Raw genomic sequence first — 22,027 nt, 5'->3', positions numbered from 1 at the left:
CGATGTGGAATATCGTGACCTTTTTCGTGCTAACCGCCATAGATGACAAGTTGAACATCCTCCGGGAGAAGGCTGTTCAAAGCGCGCATGACACTTCCCTTCAGCACATACTCAAGCCGGCTCCGCTGTTGCGCTCCGATGATGACCCGCTCAACACCGAAGGTCGCTGCCTGCTCGGCGATCGTATAGCCCACGTCATAACTTGGGATCTGGACAGATTGATAATCGAGCCCGGCTTCCGCACAAATACGGTCGATCAACTTCTCCTGACCGTTCGTCGGCATCTCCAACTGTGCCGGCAACGTACCAACAGCTATTTCCTTCACTCGAAGGATGAACAGGAATGCATTACGCGCCTTGGCCTCGTCAATCGCGAACCTGATCAGTTTTTCATTGACGTCTTTCAGCGCCAGCAAATATTTCCTGCTGGGGATAGATCGGCGTCGCCGCCGGGCAGGTGCCGCGGCCTCCGGCACTGCTTCCACTGCCGGCACCGGAATCTTCGCACGGGCCTTCACGATCGCACGGGCGCTCAGACCTGTAACAAGAATAGCGGACGCAAACAACGCAGCCTGGACCTTGTTGACTGCGATCGAGATTTCAATAAGCAGGAGCACGGTTGCAGAGATTGCCATGAACACCCGCACCATAGTGCGGAGCTTGATGGATTTGTCCGTGGCCGTCGATCCGAGGTTGATTGTCATCGCTCCGACCAGCCCGATTGCATAGAGATGGGACAGCGTTTCAACATTCCCGACCAGGAGCAACACCACGATTGGGATTGCGGTGGACAGGAGAAGCGGGACAATGGGGACACCGTGCCGGTTCAGAATTCTGAGCGATGGCGGCAGCTCACTATCGACCGACATGAGGAACTGCACAGAGATGAGTCCGTTCAACGCCGTGTTTCCTGCTGAGATCAGAAGGACGCCCAAAGACGCTGCGATGACCCATCCGAACCATTCACCAACGTAGTGTTCACCGAGAAACCGGATCATGTCCTCAAGATGATCCCCCGGCGTCAAACCCTGAACGGCGAGCATTGCAAGTCCGAGGAAGCCATTCACGATGAGAACCTTCATGAGAACCGAAAGAATGGCTCTTCGCGAGTCTCTCGTCGGATCCTTCATCAAACCCGTCATGTTTGAGATAGCCTCGATGCCGGAAAGGCTCAGAATAAACCCGGTGAATATTCCCCAGTTGTGGAGGAATCCTCCCTTCGGCAGGTCGATTCTCGGAGAAGAAAGTGCTGCGGGTGCAGACATGACTACGATAACGAGGAGCGCAATGACTGTGATCGCCGTGATCAGTAACGCGAGTCCGCCGGAGTGCTTCGGGCCAAACCAGTTGAGAGCGGCAATTACACAAATAATGACAATCGCCCACAGAACGGGGCTTTCAACGCCAAAATAATGGCACGCGTCCAGGATCGACAAGGCCATCGTGATAATGTAATCTGCTGCGAGAAGGAGCGCTCCGACTACGGCGAGGAGTTGTGACCGATGGTAGACAGACCCATAGACACCGCCGCCATTGGGGTACAAACGGCAGATCGTGATGTAGTTGATGGCGACGAGAGAGGTCAGCCCCATCATTGCCGAGAGGTGCCAGAAACTGCTGTACCCAGCCAGGGCAAACCCGATGCCCATGACATAGGCGACGCTCGTACCCCAATCTCCATCGAGGATGGCGGCACTTCGGAGCCAACCGAGAACGCGTGGACGGCTGGTCGCTAGTCGGGCGACTCCGTGAGGAGTCGATGAGATGTCAACACTTTCAGAAGACAACGCACATGCTCATTGCTGAAGAAAAGAGAAAGCCGGAGTATCGCTACCCCGGCTTTCCGTCCAGAGGCGGGACTATCTTACTACTTTATGCGAAGTGACGCAACAGATTTTTCGAATGCAGGGAGGAAGTCCTTCTCCGAGGGCTTGTAATAATTGATGATAACACGATAGATCTTGTCGTTCTTGACAACAAAATAAGCCCTGCTCGCAACGTCCTTCGTCGTCGAGTAACTGAGGTACGTCGTCTTGTTGCCGTCAATCGTTGCCTGGCCGGTAGAGGTCGGCTTGTAGAACTTCGTATTCTGCTCGATCACCTTTTCGAGCGTCAGTTTCTTCGCCGGACGCACATCGATAAGGACATTGGAATCGTTCCTGTAGCCCTGAAGCATCAAGGTGAACGTCACTTCTCCTTTCGGTGCAGGCTGTACCGGATTGAAATTGCTCGGATAGGCGATTTCGAGGACGTCGTTCTTCAAAGTCTCATAGGTTGACGACGGAATGGACTCGTCAACCTTGACACCTTTCGCTTTTGGCAGCCGGGCGGTCGCAATAAACGTATCGAGAGCAGCTTTGTAAGGCTCAAAGTAGTCATTGAATGCCCAGAAGGTTGCCTTGAAAAGCACAGAGTCCTTCAGAATGAACACCCGTGTCGCAGCGATGACGGTCTTGTTGTTGTAGCGGCCGCTATAACTGAATTTCATCGCGGGAGTACCGTCGACCGTGACGGGCTCTGCGGGCTTCAGGTCAAATCCGGAAGCACCCAGATCCGTCCGCTCTTCCTGCAGAAATCCGTCCAGCGTCTTCAACGTGTCTTCTTTCTCATAGCTCACCATGATCTGAGCGCCGTCTGGTGCTTCCTTAGAAGTAGGATCGAAAAACTTGCCCACCGCCTCGTTGGAGGACGTGAAGGTCATCTTTCCAGATTCTCCTCCTTTGGACCATCCCTTCGGATAATCGAACTGCACCTTGAAGTACGGATCCTGATTCCTGTCCCACTCCTTGATCGGTGGCAGTGGTTCCTTCTTGGCACATCCTGTCAGCCCAAGAATGAAAATCATTGCAATGCCGAGCAATCTGTGCTTCATCGTATGCGCCCTTTCTTTGTGAGATGAGGTGTGAGTGTATTCTCTCAACGGACAAGATATGATTGAACTACGTATCCTACGATGATTACCAGCACGACAAGAACCAAACCCATGAAGACGTAGTACCCCGTGACAGGGCGGCCTTCACTCTTCTGTCCCATTTCTTGATCTGCCATACACAAATCCCCTTCAGTGAAAGACTTTATGGATTAATCAACAGGAATACCGAGCAGTTCGAGACCCTTCTTGGCATCTTTGTTCTTCGGATTGAGTTTGAACGCTTTCTGGTATGCCTTGATCGCTTCCTCTTTATTGCTTGTCATGGCGTACGCCTGACCCAACCGGAGGTGCGTATCATCATCATTGTCAATATATTGCAACGATTTCTTCAACGGTGCAATAGCCTGCTCATATTTTTTATCCACAAGAAATGCGACACCAATATTCTTGTATGCTTCTGCAAGGTCTTTCTTGTATTTCGCCTCTTCGGCGGGAGGAATCAGCTTCAGCCATTCCTCGTATGCGCTTTTCGCACGTTGCAGCGAATCGGGAGACATCAGGAGGAGGGCGTGCGCAAGGCCTATCCACGCTGCCGGATAATCTGCTTTCCTGGCGATAAATGCACGGTAAGCCACGCGTGCTGAGTCGTATTCCTTCAGCGCAATCTTACAGTTGGCATAGTTGAGGTACGAGCTCAATGCCGCCGTTGAAGAATCAACGCTGAACCTTCGTTGGAACAAGGGAGCCGCCTGAGCGTACTTGCCCTCAGACATGAAGGCCATTCCGGCTTTGCTGAACACGTCTTTCTTGTTTGGATCGAGCTTAAGAACTTCTTCGTATGCTGTCATGGCCGCCTGCGTCTGCTTCAATTCCATATTCGCATCGCCCAACCTCATATTGTCGTCCACCTTCATCGTGTCGACCGCTTGCAGCTTCTTGAACGAATCAATGCTCTCCTTGTATTTCTTGAGAACAAACAGCGACGTCGCCTGGTAACGCAGCGCCTTTCCGTTTTTCGGGTCGGCCTTCAGGACCTGAGCCGCTGCATCCAGCGCCTCGGGGAACTGCCGCAAGTTGAACAGTGCTTCAGTGTACATTCCCCATGGTTCGGTTTCTTTTGGGAAACGTTGTGTATACAATTTCAGATATTTCGAAGCGTTGTCAAATTGTTTCGGCCTGGATGCCATGTACATCCTGCACAGCTCCAACAGGATCTCTTTATTGTTCTGGTCCAGGGTCACGACACGCGCATAGGCTTTCGCGGCGTCGTTGTACCGGCGCTCCTTATAATAGAGCTTCCCCAGTTTGATGTAAATATCTGTCTTCATGGAATCCAACTCGACAGCTTTCTCATACTGGGTGAGAGCGAAGCTCGGAACTCCCTGCTTGTTGTACGCATCCCCGAGGTTGTCGAAAATCACGGCAGAATTGGGAGCGGCTTCCTTTGCCTGGCTCAGAACGACAATGGCCCGGTCGACAGAATCTGCCCGCAACAACAATCCTCCGAGAGCGATCAGGAGTTGTGCCTCTCCCTTCTTTTCCTGCAGGCCGGTTGTCAATGTCGCGTAGGCGCCTTTGATGTCCTTCTGCGATTCTTCGATCTTTGCAACGATGAGATATCCATTATAGTTCTTCTCATCGATTGAGATCATGCGTTGACCAGCGATCTTCGCAGAATCAATATTGGGAAGCTTGAGGTATGCATCCGCGAGCGTATGCCACGCCTCTATGTTCTTCGGCGCGGTCTCAAGCACCTGACGAACAAGGCCAATGGCTTCTTTTGCCTTGCCTTGTTTGAGCAGCTCTTTTGCGTTGTCAATCTGTACTTGTGCCGAGAGCCCCGACACAAAAACGGCACATAAGACAATGACGCCAGCTATGAGCTTTTTCATTCTACACCTACTCCTGTGTAAGTTGTATAGTCCGATATGGCATGGTTTTGGGAACGAGTCCAGCGTACAAAAAGACTCTCTGTCCGATATCCTCTGAAACAAATGCGCTGAACCCATACGCTGTGCCCGGCGTTTTCTCCGATGTGTAGATATAGAGGGAGTACGTCAATGGATAAACCTGGTCGTATATGCTGCGCTGCGTTGCTTTCACCGCCGTGACAGCCCCGTCTTCGTTCTTTCCCAGCAGGTCTAAAGCTCGGATGTTTTTCTTCCAGCGCTGGGAAGCCTCGAGTGTGGTATCCTTCCACACGGCGAACGAAATAACCCCAAGCGCTTCCGGGTTTGCCGCTACATAGTGCAGCACACTGTCCTGTGACGCTGCGACGGCTGCAAGAGGCACATCGTTCTGAATCGAGAAGAAGCGATGCGTCACCATTTCATACAAGCCTGAATTCCTGCCGGTCAGGCATAGCTCGATGACACCATGGAGCTTCGAGCCGGGAAACTTGCTCCACAGGGTCGTTTGCCCTGAGAGAATCGAACCAAGCTCCGATGTCGAAAGCGACGCCAGCTTGTTCTGCGGGTGAACCAGCACAACCAGGGCGTCGCGTGCAACTTCTGATTCTCCGATGATGAGCTTGGCGTCGTGCGCTACCCGTCTCTCTTCGTCGTTCAGCCGGCGGTCAACCATGATGCAGTGCACACTGTCATTGACAAGCTCAACAATCGCACCCCGCGTGGTCGCACCGCCGACAGTCAGCGACACACCGGGATAGATACTCTGATAATCATTCACGAGCTGTTGTACGAGCGGCAGGTGTGATTCCGTCGCCAGGACATGCAGCGTCCCGTTTCGAATATCTGACCCCTGCCGCATCGTACATCCAGCAAGACTGAAGACAACAATGACTGAGAACAGGATCGCGGGTTTCATTCTTCGGGGCTTTCAGCTTTTTTGGAGCGCGTCCGTGTCATCATGAAACGATAGACACTGTACAGAACCAGAACGAGCCCGAAGCTCACTCGAATCTGCGTTGACACCCCCTGGTTCATGAGAACGCCGCTTAAGACGAGAACACCTGCGACTCCCATGATCCCGGACATGCCATAGCCCATGATCGTTGACACATCAGCCAACTTCAACGCTTACTTCCCCTGCAGCTTAAACCGGAATGGAATCGAGACCCAGACTGAAACCGGGCCGTTCTTCATCATTGCCGGCGTGAAGATCCACTGCATGGCTGCTTCCGTCGCAGGCTGGTTGAAGATCTCAGCATCGCTCTTCTGAACAACCGCCTTCTTCGGCTTGCCTTCCTTATCGACCCAGATCTTCACCCACACGGTGCCTTCCAGACCGGCGCGCGTCGCAAGATCAGGATACTTCGGCTGAATCTGCTTCACGGCTTCGGGGGCTTTCTCGTATGGGACGTAGTCTGCCGGAGGTGCTTCGTCTTCCTCGATCTTGATTTCCTTGTCACCGGCTCCACCTCCCGGACCCTGATCGATCGGCGCCGTCTGGGCGCTCATTTCCGCCTGTGTGGCGATCGTTTGTTCCGGGCTTACTTCTGCATCAGGCACAGGAACCGGGATGCCAACACTCGGCTTCACGCCGGCGCTCGCAGCCGTTACAGATGCGGCCATAGCGTCAGTCATGGAGGGGGGTGGTCCCAGATCGCTGTACTTCATAATCAACTTCACGGTGCCCGCCGGCTCGTTCTCCTGCGCCATATAGATCGCTCCCCAATACGCACCGATTCCCAGAAAATGGAAAGCCAGTCCGATGATGAGCGCTATCGACAGGTACTTTCGGTAGATCTTTTTCAGCTCGGCCGCACCGTAGTCGGTTTTATATTTTATTTCGAATTGTTCCATAGGCATGCTCCTTCCCTTACGATGCCCTTGCTTTTTGGATCTGGCGCTTGTCGTACTCATTCATCGGCGCCAGACTAAATCGCGTTACTTTGGCGATGGCAATGACGTCCATCAGTTTGATCATCATGTGGTACTTGCCCTCCCGGTCGATCTTCAGAAGGGTGATCAGTTTCGGATTCTCTTTGTTCTTGTCTTCCAGAAACTTTTTCAGATCCTTCATTTCGACGCGATTTGCGGGCTCAGTTCCGATGTTCCAGAACACCACGCCGTCAGAAGCTGCACGCAGCGTCATCAGGTTCGACTCAGCGACCTCTACCTGCGACTTCTCGTCCGGCGGAAGGTTCAACTCCATCGTCTGAGGCTTGCTGAAGTATGTCGTGAGCATGAAGAACGTCAACAACAGAAACGCAACGTCCACCATCGGCGTCATGTCAATCCGTATGCTCAGGCGGCGTTTTTTCTTGTGCTTCTTTCCTCCGCGAGCATGACTTTTCGATTCTCCACCACTGTCAAGTGCTGACATAACCAGACTCCATTAATTAGGATTTATCCATTTCGGTGACAAGGTTGAACCTTGTTATTTTTACTTGACGCAGGATGTCGAGGATGTCCTCAACTGGACCAAACGGCGAATCCTTGTCCGCCTTGACGAGCGTTCGCAGCTTCGGATTCGAAATCCGAGCCTGAATAAGAAGGTCATGCAGCTGCTTCCGATCAACCTCGACAGCAGTCGCCAGCTTGTTGGCTTCGCCAAAAAGCTGTGCACGAAGCTTCTGAGAATCCACTCCCAGGTAGGTACGCCCTACCCTGTTGACGGTCACGATCATGACGTCCGTTTCGGGCATCTTGAAGGGAGCATGGGAAGATGGCAGATCGATCGCTGTCGCTTCGTCCGGACGAAACACCGTTGTCATCATGAAGAACGTGAGCAGCAACATGGCCACGTCCACCATCGGCGTCATATCAATCTTAAAACCGATGCGTTTTTTCTTGATTTTTGGCATGGCGTGCCCTCACTTTACTTGGATTTACCAGCAGGGACTTTCTCTGCCAGTGACTGAACGATCGAATAGCTGGCTTCGTCAATCATATAGGTGAAGTTGTCAACCTTGGTGGTGAAGAAGTTGTACGCGAGAATACCGAAAATAGCCGCTATCAAACCACCCGCCGTATTCACAAGCGCTTCAGAGATACCGAGGGCCAGCTGGATTGGATCCGGCGTTCCCTTGGACATCACGCGGAATGCACGAATCATACCGATGACCGTGCCGAGCAGACCCCACATCGTGGCGACCGATGCGATCGTCGACAGCGCAACGAGGTTCTTTTCGAGCAATGGTACTTCAAGCAGCATAGCTTCTTCGATGGCGCGCTGAACTTCCGCCATGATCTCCTTTTGTCCCTTCACATCGCCTTCGTGCATGAGCTGTTTGTACCTGTCAAGGCCCGTGCGGATGATGTTGGCGCAGGATCCCCGCTGCTTGTCGCATGCGGCAATGGCACCTTCGATGTTGCTCTTGTTGATTTCCTGCGTAACGTTTTTCAGGAAGACTGCCAGCGAGCCGCGACCCTGGGCTTTGCGCAGAGAGAAAATACGCTCGAAAATGAACGTGACGACCATAATCGTCATCGCGATCAAACCGATCACCAGCGGACCACCGTCCCGAATGTAATCGGGAAGTCCGTATTCAAAGATAAAATACGAGGCTACCAATGCGAGAACCAGAACGACTGAGATGAAGACACCTTGTTTCATATGTACTCCTTTTGAGTATGTGGTGAGTGAACGACTACAGGTACATGATGCTAGAACTTTTTCACTGCCGCATCACGGGTTTCTTCGAGATCGAAGACGCTTGCCAGACGCGTGATGACAAAAACATTTTGAACACCCTTACCCATTTCGCACAACTTGATCTTGCCGCCTGCCTTCGTATACATCGTGTGAATCCCAACCAGAGCGCCGATTCCGGAGCTGTTGATATAGGAGACACCCCCCAAATCCAGCACAAGCTTCCGATTCCCCTGCTCCAGCAGATCGCGGGCCTTGGCTTTGAGTTCGTCCGTCTCCTCACCGCCAATGAGCGATCCACGCGGTTCAATGACGGCAATTTCCAGATTGTTCATGGTAGTAACTTTGACTGCCATACCTCCTCCCACATCTAGTGTTCGGGGTGAACGCCCAGCACTGTACCGGGGTCCGGTTGATTATTCATCGCAGAGGAGGGCAATGACTATGCCAAGTAAACCGGCGAATTCTGGCTCGAATCGCCCCCTCACGGGGTCCATGACTTCGCACAGAAGGGCAAAAGTTGTATTATGCACTGTCATTCCCGAAGAACGAGGCGTAACGACTATAAGTTGTTTTTTGATAAGCAGTTGGATCGCATTGCAGAATGCACGGGTGGAGCGGAAGATCAAAGGCCGAATTTCTTTCTCTTTCTCCAAAGCGTAGCCGGATCAATTCCCAGAATCCTCGCAGCATCGTCATAGTCCTTCGCCTGCTGCAGAACTCTCTTGATGTGCACCTTTTCCATTTCTTCCAGCGAGCGCGTGTCCCCCGGCTGTTCCAGCGCGGACCGGACCTCTTCAGGCAAATGGATCAGTTCCACCATTCCGTTTTGGGCAAGCAGGACGGATCGCTCGATGGCGTGTTCGAGCTCGCGCACATTGCCCATCCAACGGTAAGAACGGAGAGCCTTCATCGCATCCGGAGAAAGATCCACTGAAGATTCCTTCGAGAACTTCTTCAGAAAATGCTGGATGAGGAGCGGCAAGTCCTCTGGACGCTCGCGCAGAGGAACGAGCTTCATCCGAACAGCATTGAGCCGATAGAACAAATCTTCACGGAACGTCCCTTCTTTCATTGCCTCTTCGAGGTTTCTGTTCGTCGCCGCGATAACCCGGACATCCACTTTCTGGGAAACACTTTCGCCGAGACGTTCAAATTCCTTGCTCTGCAGAACGCGGAGCAGCTTCCCCTGGATCCCCGGTGAGAGATCCCCGATTTCATCGAGAAAAATGGTTCCCCCGTTCGCCAGATCAAATCTCCCCTGACGATCCTTTACCGCTCCCGTGAATGCTCCACGCACATGACCAAACAACTCACTTTCCAGAAGCTGTTCGGGTATGGCGGCGCAATTCACCTTCACTAACGGCAATTGCGATCGCGAACTCTTTCCGTGAATGAAGTGCGCGAAGAGTTCCTTTCCGGTCCCGCTCTCCCCCTCGATGAGCACCGAGATCGTACTGTCCGCCACGCGCCCGGCCAGATCAATCTGAGCGAGCATCTCGCGGTTGCGCGTGATCAGATCGCCTGTTCCCTGTTCCCGGCTAAGCTGACTGCGCAGCTCCCGTACTTCGTGCGCGAGCTGGTGATATTCCCACGCCCTTTGCGCAAAAAGCTGAAGCTCCTTGAAATCAAACGGTTTCTGCAGATAGTGGTACGCGCCGCGTTTCACCGCTTCAATGGCACTATCGATTGAACCATGGGCTGTGACAATAATGACGGTCGTGTCCGGTGAGAATTTTTTGATCTCCGCGAGCACTTCCATGCCGTCGATCGGCGCCATCTTGAGATCGACGAATGCCAGGTCGAAAGCCTCCCTGTGGAGGGCTTCAAGGGCCTCCTGCGGCTTGGAAAATAGCTGCGTCTGATAACCGATCGCGTTGAAACATACCCCCATCGTCTTCAGGATGTTCGCTTCGTCATCGACAACAAGAACTTTTGGATTCGATTGCGTCATCAGGAATTTCTCTCCGATCGCGGAATGGTGAAGAAGAACGTGCTTCCCTGCCCCACACTGCTCTCAACCCAGATCTTCCCCCCGTGCGCCTCAACAACTTCCTTCGCAATGGCGAGGCCGAGTCCCACACTCCCGGGGGTTGCATCGTTTGATTGCTTTATCTGCACGAACTTGTCAAATATGACCTCCACAGCGTCTGGCGGAATCCCCCGCCCCGAATCCTTCACCGAAATACGAACCGAATCCTCGAAGAGATCTGAGTGAATCGTGACAGTCCCGTCTGTTGGCGTGTACCGCAGGGCATTGCTGACAAGGTTCGCTATGACCCAGGAGAGCTGTTGCTTGTCGCCGGGAACTTCGGGTGTACTCAACGCGATGTCTGTGTCCAGGTGAATAGCCTTTTCACGGAATTGCAGACGAAGTGGTTTCAATGCTTCCTCGACAACCAATCGCAGGTTGATCTGCTCGCTCTTGAGCTCGTATTTTCCGGATTCCAGCCGGGACATGTCGAGAAGTTCTTTCACGAGCTTGGTGAGCCGCTCACAGTCATCCTTTGCCGTTGCCAACATGTCGCGTTGCGGATCGTTGACTTTCCCGAGGACCTCTTGTGATAAGATGTCGACCGCCATGTTGATGGACGTCAGTGGCGTGCGCAGCTCATGGGAGACGGTGGCGATGAACTCCGACTTCATACGATCGAGATTCTTGAAACGCGTGACGTCCTGCAGAAGCGTGACAACGCCAAGCATGTTTTTCGATTCATCGATGATGGTTGTCTGACGCGGACGGAAATAGAGAGCCTGTTGTCCGGTGCGATGGATGGAAAGAATGGCGTCCTGCTTCGCCAGCTCATCCCCTTCGCCGCCGCGCAGGAGCGTCAACCACCGTTCATCGGTCACAATCTGATCAAGTGGCTTCCCCTGCCAATCTGTTCCATGAACTTGCAGAAGCCTGAGCGCTGCCTGGTTCATCAGCAGCACGTTGTTTCCCTGATCCACCATGATGACGGGATCGGGAATGCTCGCGACAATAGCTTCCGATTTCTTTTTCTCGCCGATAAGCTGAGAGACGTTCATCTCCTCATACGTCCTCAACCGCTCCGTCATCTTGTTGAACTCCATGCCGAGTTCGCCGATTTCGTCGTTCGTCGTGATATCAATTTTCTGGTTCAACTGGCCCTGGCCAATCCTGCGGGCGGCCTCTGTAAGTTTTTCTGCCGGCCTGATGATAGTCCTGGAAATCTGCACGCTGGCGACCAGGATCAGAACTATAGCGAAGATCGATGTGAAGAACACGGCGAAGGCCGCGCTGTTCGATGCTTCCCTTGCCCTTATGTCTGCCGAGGCAACAGCCGTCTGGTTGAATTGCAGAAAGCGTGAACATTCCCCTGCTAACGTCTGCACGAGGGGTTTGAGAGTTCTCTCATAGTATCCGCGTGCGACACGCCTTCTGCTACTTGCTTCGAGAATCTTGAAGAGCGAATCGGAATTATTGAGGTAGATCCTGTATGCCACGAAAATGGTATCGAGTACGGGCGACTTGGGTGCTACCAGCACACTCTCTGTTGCCGTACGAAACGAGAGAATGAAATCATCCCGGTTCTTTACAAAAACGTTGTGTGCAGAAGTGAGTTCATCTTTCCAACTGGTCTGAACTGGCTCCCCTCCAAGCTGGAGCGGCACGCTCACGTAGATCAGCGCTTCTTGGGCTTGCTGCTGTTGGTCGAGTGCCTTTGACATTTGCTGTGCGGCGAGCACCCCCTGGTAGTTTTCCCGCATCATCTGACCCACGGAACTCTGGATCTCGAGGAAGTTATACAGGGCCACCACGCTGGAGGCAAGTGTCACGCACACCAGAAGGAAATAGCTGAATCCGATTTTATAGCGAAGACTGCTCATTTCAGCAAATAGTATTCATTTTTCGCCCGAAAGGCAAAAGCTCAAAACGCCTTATTTTCCAATGACTTCCGGCATGAGAACGGCTCTCATGCCATCTCGCCAACTTCAATACTGGTGCACCATAGATGAGATTCGAAAAAAGTTGAACCGGACGGAACTTTTTCCTAAACTCATACGTATTAAATGACCATCAGTCATTAACTATACGAGAGTCAGAAATGGGAATCCAAGAGCGTAAAGAACGGGAGAAGGGCCACCGCAGGGAAGAGATTCTTGACGCTGCGCAGAAGGTGTTTTTTGAAAAGGGACTGCACGTCGCCACGATGGACGAGATCGCGGAGAAAGCGGAACTCAGCAAGGGAACATTGTATCTCTACTATAAGAGCAAAGAAGATCTTTATCTCGCTGTGATGATGCGCGGTATGGAAATTCTGCGAGATTTGTTCTCGAAGGTGACGCAGAGCGATACATCTACCGCCGGCATGCTGGTGGCGCTCGGCGATGCATACTTGTCCTACTTCAACGACCATCGTGAGTACTTCAGGATGGTGCACTTTCTGCAGTCTCCGCAGTTCCACAAACAGGTTACCGTAGAAATGAAGCAGAGTTGCGGCATCCTGAACCGACAGGTGTGGGAGCCGGTAACCGCGATCCTTCAGCGCTGCATTGATGAAGGTATCCTGCGCAAGAATCTCAATCCGGCTGAAGTCGGCATTATTCTCTGGTCGAGCGCCACGGCCCTGATGCTTCGGATCGACAGCGAGTATGCGATGTGGAAAGAAACCTTCCATATCGATCTGTCACAGACATTGAAGCTCACCAACAACCTGTTGTTTGATGCAATTTGTACCGAACACGGAAGAACAATGATCACAGCAGCAGCGAACCACTGAACATCTCATCGAGGGATACATGAATCTGCATCATAGATTACCATTGATTGCATTCTGCCTCGCGCTTGCGGTCGTACTCAAGACGACGCCGGCAGAATCTCAGAACACACTTCCACAACGCCTTTCGCTTCATGACGCGGTGCGTCTGGCTATGAAACACAACCCGGACCTCACGTCGGCACGGCTTGAGGTCAAGCGCTCCGATGCGCGGGTTCTTGAGGCATGGGGGAACGCTCTCCCGGCGGTCGACGTCTCGGGCCAATACACCCATATGATCGACAAGCCGGTCACGTTCTTTCCGGACGTCTTCCTCTACAGCTTCATGAAGGATATTGATTCCACAATTCCGAAACCGACAGGACAGCTGGTCCCTGTTTCCTTTGCACCAGGTTTTTCGGCAAGCGCAACGCTGAACGTGCGGCAGATCCTCTTCAACGGCGCCGTCTTTATCGGTGTCGGTGCGGCGGGCATCTACTCGCACCTGGCACGTGACCTCTACCAGGCAAAACAGGTAGAGACGGCGACAAAGGTGAGCAAAGCTTACTATGGTGCGCTCCTTGCCCAGGAAGCATTGAACATGATGCGCTCAAGCCTCCAAAACGCAGAGGACAATCTCAAGAATGTCCGCGTGATGGCGAAACAGGGAATCGTTTCTGAGTACGATGAACTGCGCGCCTCGGTGGGCGTGGAAAACGTGCGCCCCATGGTCATTCAGAGCGAGACAAATTTCAGCCTTGCGATCGATAATCTCCGCAATACGGTAGGCGTAACCAACAAGGAAGAGTTCGTTCTCACAGACAGCCTCGCATTCCAATCGATTGATGAGGAGATTCTCAAACGGGCGGAAACACTTGTCATGGAAATGAACCCAGGCCTGAGCGCGGTCAAACGGCAGATCGAGCTCAATGGTGCGATTATCAATGCCGAGCGGTCGAACTATCTCCCGACGATTGTCGCGTTCGGGCAGTATCAGTATCAGGCAGCGAAGAATCAATTCAACTTTTCGACGAACGACTTTTACAAGGGATCAACCTTTGGGCTCTCGCTTTCCATGAACCTCTTTCAGGGTTTTCAGACATACGCACGCGTCGAACAGGCACAGCTCGAACAGCGCAAGAGCGAAGAACAGCGGGTGAACCTCGAGAGAACGCTGCAAACCGGGCTTCACTCCATACTCGGGAACCTGCAGCAGGCACGTAAACGCGTTGCAGCGCAAGGCAAGACGGTGGAGATGGCCGAGCGCGGTTACAAAATTGTGACAACGCGATTTCTGAACAACTCGGCGACACAACTCGAAGTGAATGACGCGCAACTCGCGCTGACACAGGCAAAGGTCAACCGCGTCCAGGCAATCTACGATTACTTGGTTGCTTCTGCGGATTTGGATCATTTGATCGGACGGCTTCCCAGCTATCTCCTCGAAACTGAAGAAAAGTAAACTACTGAAGGAATACACCATGACCAGCATAACACGATTTCTTGCGGCATTTTTGATGATGGTGACCGCCCTGTTTCTCTCCTCATGCGGCAAGCAGGAGAAACCCAACGATACCACAAAGATCCAGCCGGTCAATGTCCGGATTGAGATCCTCAAGCCTTCACGCCTTGTCGATGCCATCCAGGTTGCCGGCACAGTCAAGGCATCCGAAGACGCGAACCTGAGCCCGGAAGAAGGCGGAGTTGTCAAGGAGTGGAAAGCCTCAAAGGGCCAGAGCGTGAAGAAAGGCGACCTGATTATCACACTCAGGGACGAGGTGATCAAAGCCGGGTACGATGCAACAAACGCACAGTACAAGATGGCCGAACTCAATCTCGAGAAACAGAAGAAGGTGTTCGACGAGCAGGGTATCAGCGAACTTCAGTTGAAAAACCTGGAGTACGGCCGGGATGCCGCCAAAGCGAATGCTGATCTGATGAAAGCCCGCTGGGAGCGGACGCAGCTTCGGGCGCCCTTCGACGGAGTTGTGGACAATATCGGACCGAACGTGGGTGATTTCGCACCTCCCGGAGTCCCAGCCGCGAGGATTGTCAATACATCGATCGTCAAGATCCAGGCGGACATTCCCGAACTCTATTCCGGTTCAGTTCCTGTCGGCTGCCCTACCATCATCACGTTTGACGCGCTTCCGGGTGACACCCTCCGCGGTAAGGTGAGTTTTGTCGGATCGACTGTGTCGGCGGCAAACCGTGCGTTGCAGGTGGAAGTCGTTGTCACCAATCCATACCGGAAGATCAAATCCGAAATGGTGGCAAAAGTCAGGGTGCTCCGCATAACGAAACCCAATGCGCTTCTCGTCAGCGAGAACATTGTCCAGCTTGTTGACAGAGATCGTACAATCGTGTTTGTTGAAAATGGCGGCAAGGCGGAAGAACGGAAATTGAAACTCGGCGCGCGCCAGGGAATCATGATCGAGGTTCTCGAGGGATTGAATCCGGGAGATCATCTCATTGTCACCGGCTACCAAAAAGTGATCAACGGTTCACTAGTTATCGTTACGCAATAGCGGAGACCTGACCATGAAAATCTGGAGTATAGCTGTTGACAACAAAGCCGCGGTCTACATCCTGATGGTCCTCATCGTGATGTTCGGCTGGAGCTCCTACAACGCCCTTCCACGCGAGGCCGCTCCCGATGTGAAGATCCCATTGATCATCGTGGCGACGCCCTATATCGGCGTGTCTCCCGTCGATATCGAAGGATTGATAACGCAGCCGCTTGAGAAAGAACTCAAGGGCCTTAAAGATATCAAACATATCACTTCGGTCTCCAAAGAGGGACTTTCCACAATCCAGGTGGAATTCAACACCGGCATCGATCTTGACGAAGGGCTCCGGCGTGTCCGCGACAAGGTCAATTCGTCCCGGTCTCAGCTTCCCAACGACATCCTGGATCCGGTCATCAACGAAATCAACATCAGCGAATTCCCCATCATGTACATCAACGTGAGCGGGCAGGTTGGTTTGGCAAGGTTGAAGAAGATCGCGGATGATCTGGGAGATGAAATCGAAGCCATCCCCGGCGTCATCGGGGCAGACATCGCGGGCGGACTTGAACCGGAGGTGCAGGTCAATGCCGATGTCTACCGGATGAACGCATACCAGATCAGCTTTGACGACATCGCGAACGCCATCCGGGCGGAGAACCTCTCCATCCCCGGTGGTTCCATTGACACGAAAGAAAAGAACCTGACGATTCGCATACCGGGGGAATTCAAAGAGGTGCGGCCCCTGGAGGACCTCGTCCTGAAGATGCAGAACAACAAGCCAATTTACCTGCGCGATGTCGCGTCGGTCAATTACTCCTTTGAAGACCGCAAGACCTATGCCCGATTGAACTCGAAAGAGGTCGTATCGATTCATGTGCGGAAGCGCGCCGGCGAAAATCTTCTCCGCATCGCGGATGAAGTGAAGAACATCGTCCAGCAAAAGCGCACGCAGTTGCCACAGGGCATCAACATCGATATTTCGAATGATCAGTCGAAGTTCGTGACAAGAATGGTCAAAGAACTCGAAAACAGCGTCTTGACCGGCATGTTCCTGGTCGTCATGTCTCTCTTCATGTTCTTCGGTTTCAAGAATTCAATTCTGATCTCCACGGCTATTCCGCTCTCAATGTTCGTGGGATTCGTCGTGCTGTCTGCGCTTGGCATCACGCTGAACGTGGTTGTGTTGTTCTCCCTGGTGTTGGTGCTCGGAATCCTGGTCGATGATGCTATCGTCGTCATTGAAAACACATACAGGCATCAGCAGGAATACGGAGAACATCCCGAAATTGCGGCAAAAAAGGCAGCGGGAGAAGTGTTCATCCCTGTTCTCACGTCCACAATCACGACGATGTCGGCTTTTCTCCCGCTGGCATTCTGGCCTGGGATCGTGGGAGACTTCATGAAGTACTTCCCGTACACCCTGATCATCACTCTTACAGCATCCCTGTTCGTGGCGTATGTGATCAGCCCCGTGCAGGCTGCAAGGTGGATCAACTACAAGCGTGATATCAAGAAAGCAAGAGAGAACCTCGAGCATCCCCATTGGTACAAGAAGTACAATCCCTTTACGATTTTGTACCACAAGGTGGACGGAGTTGCTTTCCCATGGCTTCAAACCGAATACGTGAAGACCCTGAAATGGACACTCGACAACAAGGGGCTGACGATGGGAATATCCTTCGGTTTGCTGCTCCTCATCATGGTGTTGTTCGGGTTGTTTAACAAGGGAGTCGATTTCTTTCCGAATACTCAGCCATCCCAGGTGACGATGAACATCGAGATGCCCGCCGGAACATCGCTCGACGTCACCAATAGCCTCGCGCAGGTCATGGAGGAACGTCTCCAGCAGATCCCTGGACGGAAGGACATCGAATTCATCGCGTCGAGCGTCGGAACATCCGACAATGCGTTTGATTTCGGCGGCCAGGGTACTCCCAACAAGGCCCAGGTGGCCATCAATTTCTATGAGAAGAAATTGCGCGTACAGAGCACATTTGAGACGCTCGACGAGGTGCGCAAGACCACGGTGGGCATCGCAGGTGCTGACCTTCGCGTTGCGAAACAGCAGATGGGTCCGCCGGTCGGGTCACCGGTCAGCGTCGAGATCTCGGGCGAGGACTATGGCCAGCTCGCGTCTCTCAGTCTGCTTGTGCGTGAAAAGATCAAAGACATTTCCGGCCTCGTCGATCTCAAGGATGATTACAACACCGGACGCCCCGAGGTTGAAATAAGGATCGATCGCGAGAAGGCGGGCATGTACTACACAAGCACGGGTCAAATCGCTTCAACGGTCCGTGCTGCCATCGCCGGTGTCGATGCATCCAAATACCGGGTTGGCGAGGACCAGTACAACATCCGCGTTCGTTTGAAGGAAGACCAGCGCACATCGCCGACGGACCTTGAGAATCTGCGCATTACGTTCATGAACCGTCGCGGACAACTGCTTTCGATCCCGCTGACGTCGGTCGCCAACCTGAAACGGACAACGGCCGTGTCGGACATCAAGCGAAAGGACCAGAAGCGGGTCATCACCGTGTCTGGTGACGTCGAGGGACGGGTCCAATCGGATGTGATCAACGATGTCAGGGCTCGCCTCGCTGGATTGGCGCTTCCTGCCGGGTACGGTATCAAGATGACGGGATCGCAGGAGGAACAACAGAAAGCCTCGGACTTCCTCGGCAAGGCATTCATCATTACGTTGCTGCTGATCTTCCTGATCATGGTCGCGGAGTTTAACTCACTCAAAGTGCCGTTTGTCATTCTGATCTCCGTTGTCCTCTCGTTGATCGGTGTGATGCTGGGTCTCGTGATCACGCGGACGCCGGCGAGCGTTGTCATGACAGGTGTCGGCGTGGTGGCACTTGCGGGGATTGTCGTTCGCAACGGCATCGTGCTCCTCGACTTCGTGAAGCATAAGCTCGGAGAAGGCGGACACTCGCTCGAGGATGCGCTGCTGGAAGCAGGGAGAATTCGTCTGCGTCCTGTGGTTCTGACCGCCGCCGCAACTGTGCTGGGCATTCTGCCTCTGGCGACGGGAATCGATTTCGACTGGCGCGAGCTGCATTTTATCATTGGCGCAGAGAGCGCAGAATTCTGGCGCCCGCTGGCAGTCACCATCATTTTTGGTCTGACGATTTCCACATTCCTCACGCTGGTGATCGTGCCGACTGTCTATTCATTGTTCGATCAGTGGACCAACAAAATTTCCCGGTTCTTCGCACGCTTCAGGGATTCCCAAGAAGGAAGCGAGCCGGCGTAAGGCGACGGTTGATCCGATAGAGACCGAGGATTTCCCACTCTTAGGAAGGGGAGCACAGAGCTTAGCAGCTCGTTCTTGTGCTCCCTTTTTCATTATCCCCCCCCCCTTCAACCTGCTAAAACAATGAGAAAGAGCGAGACAAAACAGGGTTTCGTTCGTCCTATATTGTCAGTAGGGATCTTGGTATCTTGTCCTGATTGACCGCCCGACTTGACTTATGCATTGATGGAGGAAACTGTTCATGATTTTGCATCGTTCGATGGAGTGTCGTTTGACCGGCACCGCACATGAAACCAGTAACGGGCTCTCAAACTTTCTCTTGTCTTTCGTTGTTCTTCTCGCAGGAATTGTATTCTCCGGTTGCAGCAAAACCGTCGAACTGACCAGTCGATGGACCAACCAGGAGCTGAGAATCAACGGCACCGGGGAAGATTGGAAGGATGCGACGACATTGCTCGCAGGACCCCAGGTTTTTGTCGGGGTCAAAAACGACAAAGAGAACCTGTATCTTTGCCTGAGCACCTCCAATCGTATGACACAGATGCAGATGCTTGCGCTTGGAACGTCGGTGTGGTTTGATACGTCAGGAAGAAAGAGCAAGATGTTCGGTATCGACTTTCCGGTGAGCGGGCTGATGCAGGGACGCAGGTTTCCGGTACAGCAAAACCCGGAGGATTTGAAGCGACTCATTGAAGCAGCGCAGCGGCAATATGACATCGTCGGTCCCGGCGAAGGTGAACGCCATCGGATGACTGACAAGCAGGACAAAGGAATCGATGTGCATCTCGGCTACACCAACGGCACGCTCACGTATGAGTTGAAAATCCCTTTGCAGAAATCTGCTGACCATCCGTACGCGGTTGGCGCAAACCCGCTCAACCCGCTCACGATCGGCGTGGAGACGGGGGAATATTCTGACGCGATGCGGGCTCAAATGAGCGGAGCGGGGCGTGCGTCTGGCGGCTCGGGCGGTGGCGGCAGAGGCGGACGCGGGGGGGGCGGGCAAAGTTCGAGCAGCCTGGGCGGAGACGCACCGGAACCTCTCAAGCACTGGCTGATCGTGCACCTTACATTTCCGAACTAGAGCAGGGTGCGGAAAAACCGATTTCTTTCGCCACAAAGGCACTGAGCAAAAGGCTCATGCGCCTCTGGCGTAAAAGACTGGAAGGGTTTGAATCAAGAAGTTTCAATTCCGGAAGCACGAAGCCGTTTCACAATAATTGAATTTGTGACTTGGTGTCTTCGTGGCGGTCTTCTTTCGTTTTTCAGGATCTTCCTAGGCTGAATCGAAGTCATAATTTCACAACCTGTTTGAAGTCTTTCCTGTATTGTTCGTACTTTTAATTCACACATTCTACAACCATCTAGAACGGAGCACACATATGAAATCACTCACACACCGCCTCTTTACCCTTGCGGTCATGGTTATCATCGCCGGCTTGATGCAGGTCGCATTTGCCCAGCCACAGGGACAAGGCATGAGGATGTCTCCAAAGCAGCGCGCAGATACACTTGGGAAACAGCTTTCACTCGATACTGCAACGATTGCCAAAGTAGCTGCCGTCATGGAAAAATACCAGAAGGTAATGATGGACAAGAGAAACGAACTCCAGGGCGATATGGATGCCATGCGCGCGGCCATGACAGAGCTCCGCGACAATCAGACCAAGGACATCAAAGCTTTGCTGACAAAAGAACAAGCAACGAAGTACGATGAAATCCTAAAACAACAGCAGCAGCGAGGGATGGGTCGTCCGCCGCGCAATTGATGTAATCACTGTTGACGTTCTACTGGGGGCGGGACCGGATCAGAGAATTCTCTTGGTCCGGCCCGCCTCTTGCTGTTTCCATCATCCTCCTGTATATTCACCGTCGGCGATGCCGGCGGTGTGATACACCGCCCTCTGGCTCGCCGAGATCCTGTCGCTCGAATAGACCTTTGAGTTCTCTTCTGGTTGTCATTGAAAGCAGGTAGTACATGAAGGATAAGACCATCCTTATCACAGGCTCTACCGATGGGATCGGCCGGCAGGCGGCGCTCGAGCTTGCAGCATTAGGGGCGACGGTCCTGGTCCACGGCCGAGATGCCCGCCGCGGGGAGAATGTCGTCGAAGAGATTCGCTCTGCAACCGGGAACAAGAACGTTGAACTGTTCATCGCAGATTTTTCTTCGATGGCCAATGTCCGTCAGCTTGCTGCCGAAGTGAAACAGCGCCACGCGGTACTCCACACCCTGGTCAACAATGCGGGCGTCTTCATGAACGAGAAACGATTGACCGCAGAAGGATTTGAAACAACCTTCGCTGTGAATCACCTCGCCCCATTTCTCCTGACAAACCTGCTTCTCGATCTCCTCAAAAAGAGCGCTCCGGCGCGCGTCGTCACCGTCAGCTCTGTGGCTCACACAAGGGGGAAACTGGACTTCGATAATCTTCAGGCTGAGAAAAGCTTCGGCGGGTACAGCTCGTATGCTCTTTCAAAACTCGCAAACGTGCTGTTCACATATGGACTTGCCGACGCGCTCGCAGGCACCGGCGTCACATCCAATTGTCTCCACCCAGGCGTCATAGGAACGAAGCTCCTGAGGACCGGGTTCAATATCACCGGTGCGAGCACAGCGGATGGGGCTGAGACTCTCCTCTATCTGGTCACCTCACCGGAGGTCGACGGAGTGACAGGGAAGTACTTCCAGGAGAGACAGGAATCACCGTCATCGCCGGTCACCCATGATGCTCCCCTCCGCGCGCGATTGTGGGAGATCAGTGCACGGCTCACCGGGCTGTAGAAGACTGCTGAAAAAGCACACACCCCATACATCCCCTCTCCCTGACACACAAGCAACCGCACAGAGGGGACTGTTCAAACTTCGAAAAAGATCAAATGCAGGCTTGAACCAAGGAATCACACGTCCCCTCTCGTGTGCGGGGACGTGGGGCGCGAGAGGGGACCGAGGGGTGTGTGTTTTTTGCATGAGAGTTTACGTTGATCTCTCCCTTGATCTCTCGGACTTGGTGTGAACTTCTTCAAGGTCCTTCCGAGACACAACACTAGAGAGGCGCTGCATACCTGACGCCACCTTTAACATTCAGAGTTCGATATCGGATGTTCA

Annotated in this window: 20 protein-coding genes; 7 read left to right on the top strand and 13 right to left on the bottom strand. The window is 53.1% G+C overall.

Going from position 1 to position 22,027, the window contains the following annotated elements:
* Positions 1-29: 29 nt before the first annotated feature.
* From NTU47_02080 to NTU47_02020, 13 genes are all read right to left on the bottom strand, one after another.
* On the bottom strand, positions 30-1,787 hold the full coding sequence (locus NTU47_02080) for a universal stress protein (protein ID MCX6132577.1): 1,758 nt from the start codon (positions 1,785-1,787) through the stop codon (positions 30-32).
* An 80-nt stretch (positions 1,788-1,867) separates the two neighbouring features.
* Positions 1,868-2,872, bottom strand: coding sequence for a hypothetical protein (locus NTU47_02075; GenBank protein MCX6132576.1), 1,005 nt, complete (start codon positions 2,870-2,872; stop codon positions 1,868-1,870).
* Between the two features lie 44 nt (positions 2,873-2,916).
* Complete coding sequence (locus NTU47_02070) at positions 2,917-3,048, bottom strand: hypothetical protein (protein MCX6132575.1); 132 nt, start codon at positions 3,046-3,048, stop codon at positions 2,917-2,919.
* A gap of 33 nt (positions 3,049-3,081) precedes the next feature.
* Positions 3,082-4,764 (bottom strand): tetratricopeptide repeat protein, encoded by a 1,683-nt coding sequence (locus NTU47_02065; protein MCX6132574.1) that lies wholly within the window; start codon positions 4,762-4,764, stop codon positions 3,082-3,084.
* Positions 4,765-4,771: 7 nt separating this feature from the next.
* The gene (locus NTU47_02060; protein ID MCX6132573.1) at positions 4,772-5,698 is read right to left on the bottom strand and encodes a substrate-binding domain-containing protein; all 927 of its coding nucleotides are present in this window, start codon (positions 5,696-5,698) and stop codon (positions 4,772-4,774) included.
* Entirely contained in the window at positions 5,695-5,907 is a 213-nt protein-coding gene (locus tag NTU47_02055) for a hypothetical protein (GenBank protein MCX6132572.1), read from the bottom strand. The genes NTU47_02060 and NTU47_02055 overlap by 4 nt, the downstream gene beginning before the upstream one ends.
* Before the next feature lie 3 nt (positions 5,908-5,910).
* A complete protein-coding gene (locus tag NTU47_02050; protein MCX6132571.1) occupies positions 5,911-6,636 on the bottom strand; it encodes an energy transducer TonB in 726 nt (241 codons plus the stop codon).
* 16 nt (positions 6,637-6,652) lie between these two features.
* Entirely contained in the window at positions 6,653-7,159 is a 507-nt protein-coding gene (locus NTU47_02045; GenBank protein ID MCX6132570.1) for a biopolymer transporter ExbD, read from the bottom strand.
* 16 nt (positions 7,160-7,175) lie between these two features.
* Positions 7,176-7,640, bottom strand: coding sequence for a biopolymer transporter ExbD (locus tag NTU47_02040; protein MCX6132569.1), 465 nt, complete (start codon positions 7,638-7,640; stop codon positions 7,176-7,178).
* Positions 7,641-7,654: 14 nt separating this feature from the next.
* Positions 7,655-8,392, bottom strand: coding sequence for a MotA/TolQ/ExbB proton channel family protein (locus tag NTU47_02035; protein MCX6132568.1), 738 nt, complete (start codon positions 8,390-8,392; stop codon positions 7,655-7,657).
* A gap of 50 nt (positions 8,393-8,442) precedes the next feature.
* Complete coding sequence (locus NTU47_02030; GenBank protein ID MCX6132567.1) at positions 8,443-8,784, bottom strand: STAS domain-containing protein; 342 nt, start codon at positions 8,782-8,784, stop codon at positions 8,443-8,445.
* 269 nt (positions 8,785-9,053) lie between these two features.
* The gene (locus NTU47_02025; protein MCX6132566.1) at positions 9,054-10,382 is read right to left on the bottom strand and encodes a sigma-54 dependent transcriptional regulator; all 1,329 of its coding nucleotides are present in this window, start codon (positions 10,380-10,382) and stop codon (positions 9,054-9,056) included.
* Positions 10,382-12,280, bottom strand: coding sequence for an ATP-binding protein (locus NTU47_02020; protein MCX6132565.1), 1,899 nt, complete (start codon positions 12,278-12,280; stop codon positions 10,382-10,384). The genes NTU47_02025 and NTU47_02020 overlap by 1 nt, the downstream gene beginning before the upstream one ends.
* Positions 12,281-12,498: 218 nt before the next feature.
* Between NTU47_02020 and NTU47_02015 the strand changes: the two genes are divergently transcribed.
* From NTU47_02015 to NTU47_01985, 7 genes are all read left to right on the top strand, one after another.
* Positions 12,499-13,173 (top strand): TetR/AcrR family transcriptional regulator, encoded by a 675-nt coding sequence (locus tag NTU47_02015; GenBank protein MCX6132564.1) that lies wholly within the window; start codon positions 12,499-12,501, stop codon positions 13,171-13,173.
* Positions 13,174-13,192: 19 nt separating this feature from the next.
* Positions 13,193-14,611: a TolC family protein gene (locus NTU47_02010; GenBank protein ID MCX6132563.1), complete on the top strand. Its 1,419-nt coding sequence runs from the start codon at positions 13,193-13,195 to the stop codon at positions 14,609-14,611.
* Positions 14,612-14,630: 19 nt separating this feature from the next.
* Entirely contained in the window at positions 14,631-15,677 is a 1,047-nt protein-coding gene (locus NTU47_02005) for an efflux RND transporter periplasmic adaptor subunit (protein ID MCX6132562.1), read from the top strand.
* A gap of 13 nt (positions 15,678-15,690) precedes the next feature.
* Positions 15,691-18,918 (top strand): efflux RND transporter permease subunit, encoded by a 3,228-nt coding sequence (locus tag NTU47_02000; GenBank protein MCX6132561.1) that lies wholly within the window; start codon positions 15,691-15,693, stop codon positions 18,916-18,918.
* Between the two features lie 241 nt (positions 18,919-19,159).
* Positions 19,160-20,002: a hypothetical protein gene (locus NTU47_01995; GenBank protein ID MCX6132560.1), complete on the top strand. Its 843-nt coding sequence runs from the start codon at positions 19,160-19,162 to the stop codon at positions 20,000-20,002.
* 298 nt (positions 20,003-20,300) lie between these two features.
* Positions 20,301-20,687: a hypothetical protein gene (locus NTU47_01990; protein MCX6132559.1), complete on the top strand. Its 387-nt coding sequence runs from the start codon at positions 20,301-20,303 to the stop codon at positions 20,685-20,687.
* Positions 20,688-20,896: 209 nt separating this feature from the next.
* Positions 20,897-21,703 (top strand): SDR family NAD(P)-dependent oxidoreductase, encoded by an 807-nt coding sequence (locus NTU47_01985; protein ID MCX6132558.1) that lies wholly within the window; start codon positions 20,897-20,899, stop codon positions 21,701-21,703.
* The last annotated feature ends 324 nt before the right edge of the window (positions 21,704-22,027 follow it).

It is taken from the genome of Ignavibacteriales bacterium (assembly GCA_026390595.1).
Classification (GTDB): domain Bacteria; phylum Bacteroidota; class Ignavibacteria; order UBA10030; family UBA10030; genus UBA9647.
This window is presented reverse-complemented; position numbering and strand designations above follow the sequence as displayed.

Bases quoted from the DNA above. Each gene is read 5' to 3' on its own strand.
- NTU47_02075 (MCX6132576.1), bottom strand. From the start codon at position 2,872: ATGAAGCACAGATTGCTCGGCATTGCAATGATTTTCATTCTTGGGCTG.
- NTU47_02070 (MCX6132575.1), bottom strand. From the start codon at position 3,048: ATGGCAGATCAAGAAATGGGACAGAAGAGTGAAGGCCGCCCTGTCACG.
- NTU47_02065 (MCX6132574.1), bottom strand. From the start codon at position 4,764: ATGAAAAAGCTCATAGCTGGCGTCATTGTCTTATGTGCCGTTTTTGTG.
- NTU47_02060 (MCX6132573.1), bottom strand. From the start codon at position 5,698: ATGAAACCCGCGATCCTGTTCTCAGTCATTGTTGTCTTCAGTCTTGCT.
- NTU47_02050 (MCX6132571.1), bottom strand. From the start codon at position 6,636: ATGGAACAATTCGAAATAAAATATAAAACCGACTACGGTGCGGCCGAG.
- NTU47_02045 (MCX6132570.1), bottom strand. From the start codon at position 7,159: ATGTCAGCACTTGACAGTGGTGGAGAATCGAAAAGTCATGCTCGCGGA.
- NTU47_02040 (MCX6132569.1), bottom strand. From the start codon at position 7,640: ATGCCAAAAATCAAGAAAAAACGCATCGGTTTTAAGATTGATATGACG.
- NTU47_02035 (MCX6132568.1), bottom strand. From the start codon at position 8,392: ATGAAACAAGGTGTCTTCATCTCAGTCGTTCTGGTTCTCGCATTGGTA.
- NTU47_02030 (MCX6132567.1), bottom strand. From the start codon at position 8,784: ATGGCAGTCAAAGTTACTACCATGAACAATCTGGAAATTGCCGTCATT.
- NTU47_02025 (MCX6132566.1), bottom strand. From the start codon at position 10,382: ATGACGCAATCGAATCCAAAAGTTCTTGTTGTCGATGACGAAGCGAAC.
- NTU47_02020 (MCX6132565.1), bottom strand. From the start codon at position 12,280: ATGAGCAGTCTTCGCTATAAAATCGGATTCAGCTATTTCCTTCTGGTG.
- NTU47_02015 (MCX6132564.1), top strand. From the start codon at position 12,499: ATGGGAATCCAAGAGCGTAAAGAACGGGAGAAGGGCCACCGCAGGGAA.
- NTU47_02010 (MCX6132563.1), top strand. From the start codon at position 13,193: ATGAATCTGCATCATAGATTACCATTGATTGCATTCTGCCTCGCGCTT.
- NTU47_02005 (MCX6132562.1), top strand. From the start codon at position 14,631: ATGACCAGCATAACACGATTTCTTGCGGCATTTTTGATGATGGTGACC.
- NTU47_02000 (MCX6132561.1), top strand. From the start codon at position 15,691: ATGAAAATCTGGAGTATAGCTGTTGACAACAAAGCCGCGGTCTACATC.
- NTU47_01995 (MCX6132560.1), top strand. From the start codon at position 19,160: ATGATTTTGCATCGTTCGATGGAGTGTCGTTTGACCGGCACCGCACAT.
- NTU47_01990 (MCX6132559.1), top strand. From the start codon at position 20,301: ATGAAATCACTCACACACCGCCTCTTTACCCTTGCGGTCATGGTTATC.
- NTU47_01985 (MCX6132558.1), top strand. From the start codon at position 20,897: ATGAAGGATAAGACCATCCTTATCACAGGCTCTACCGATGGGATCGGC.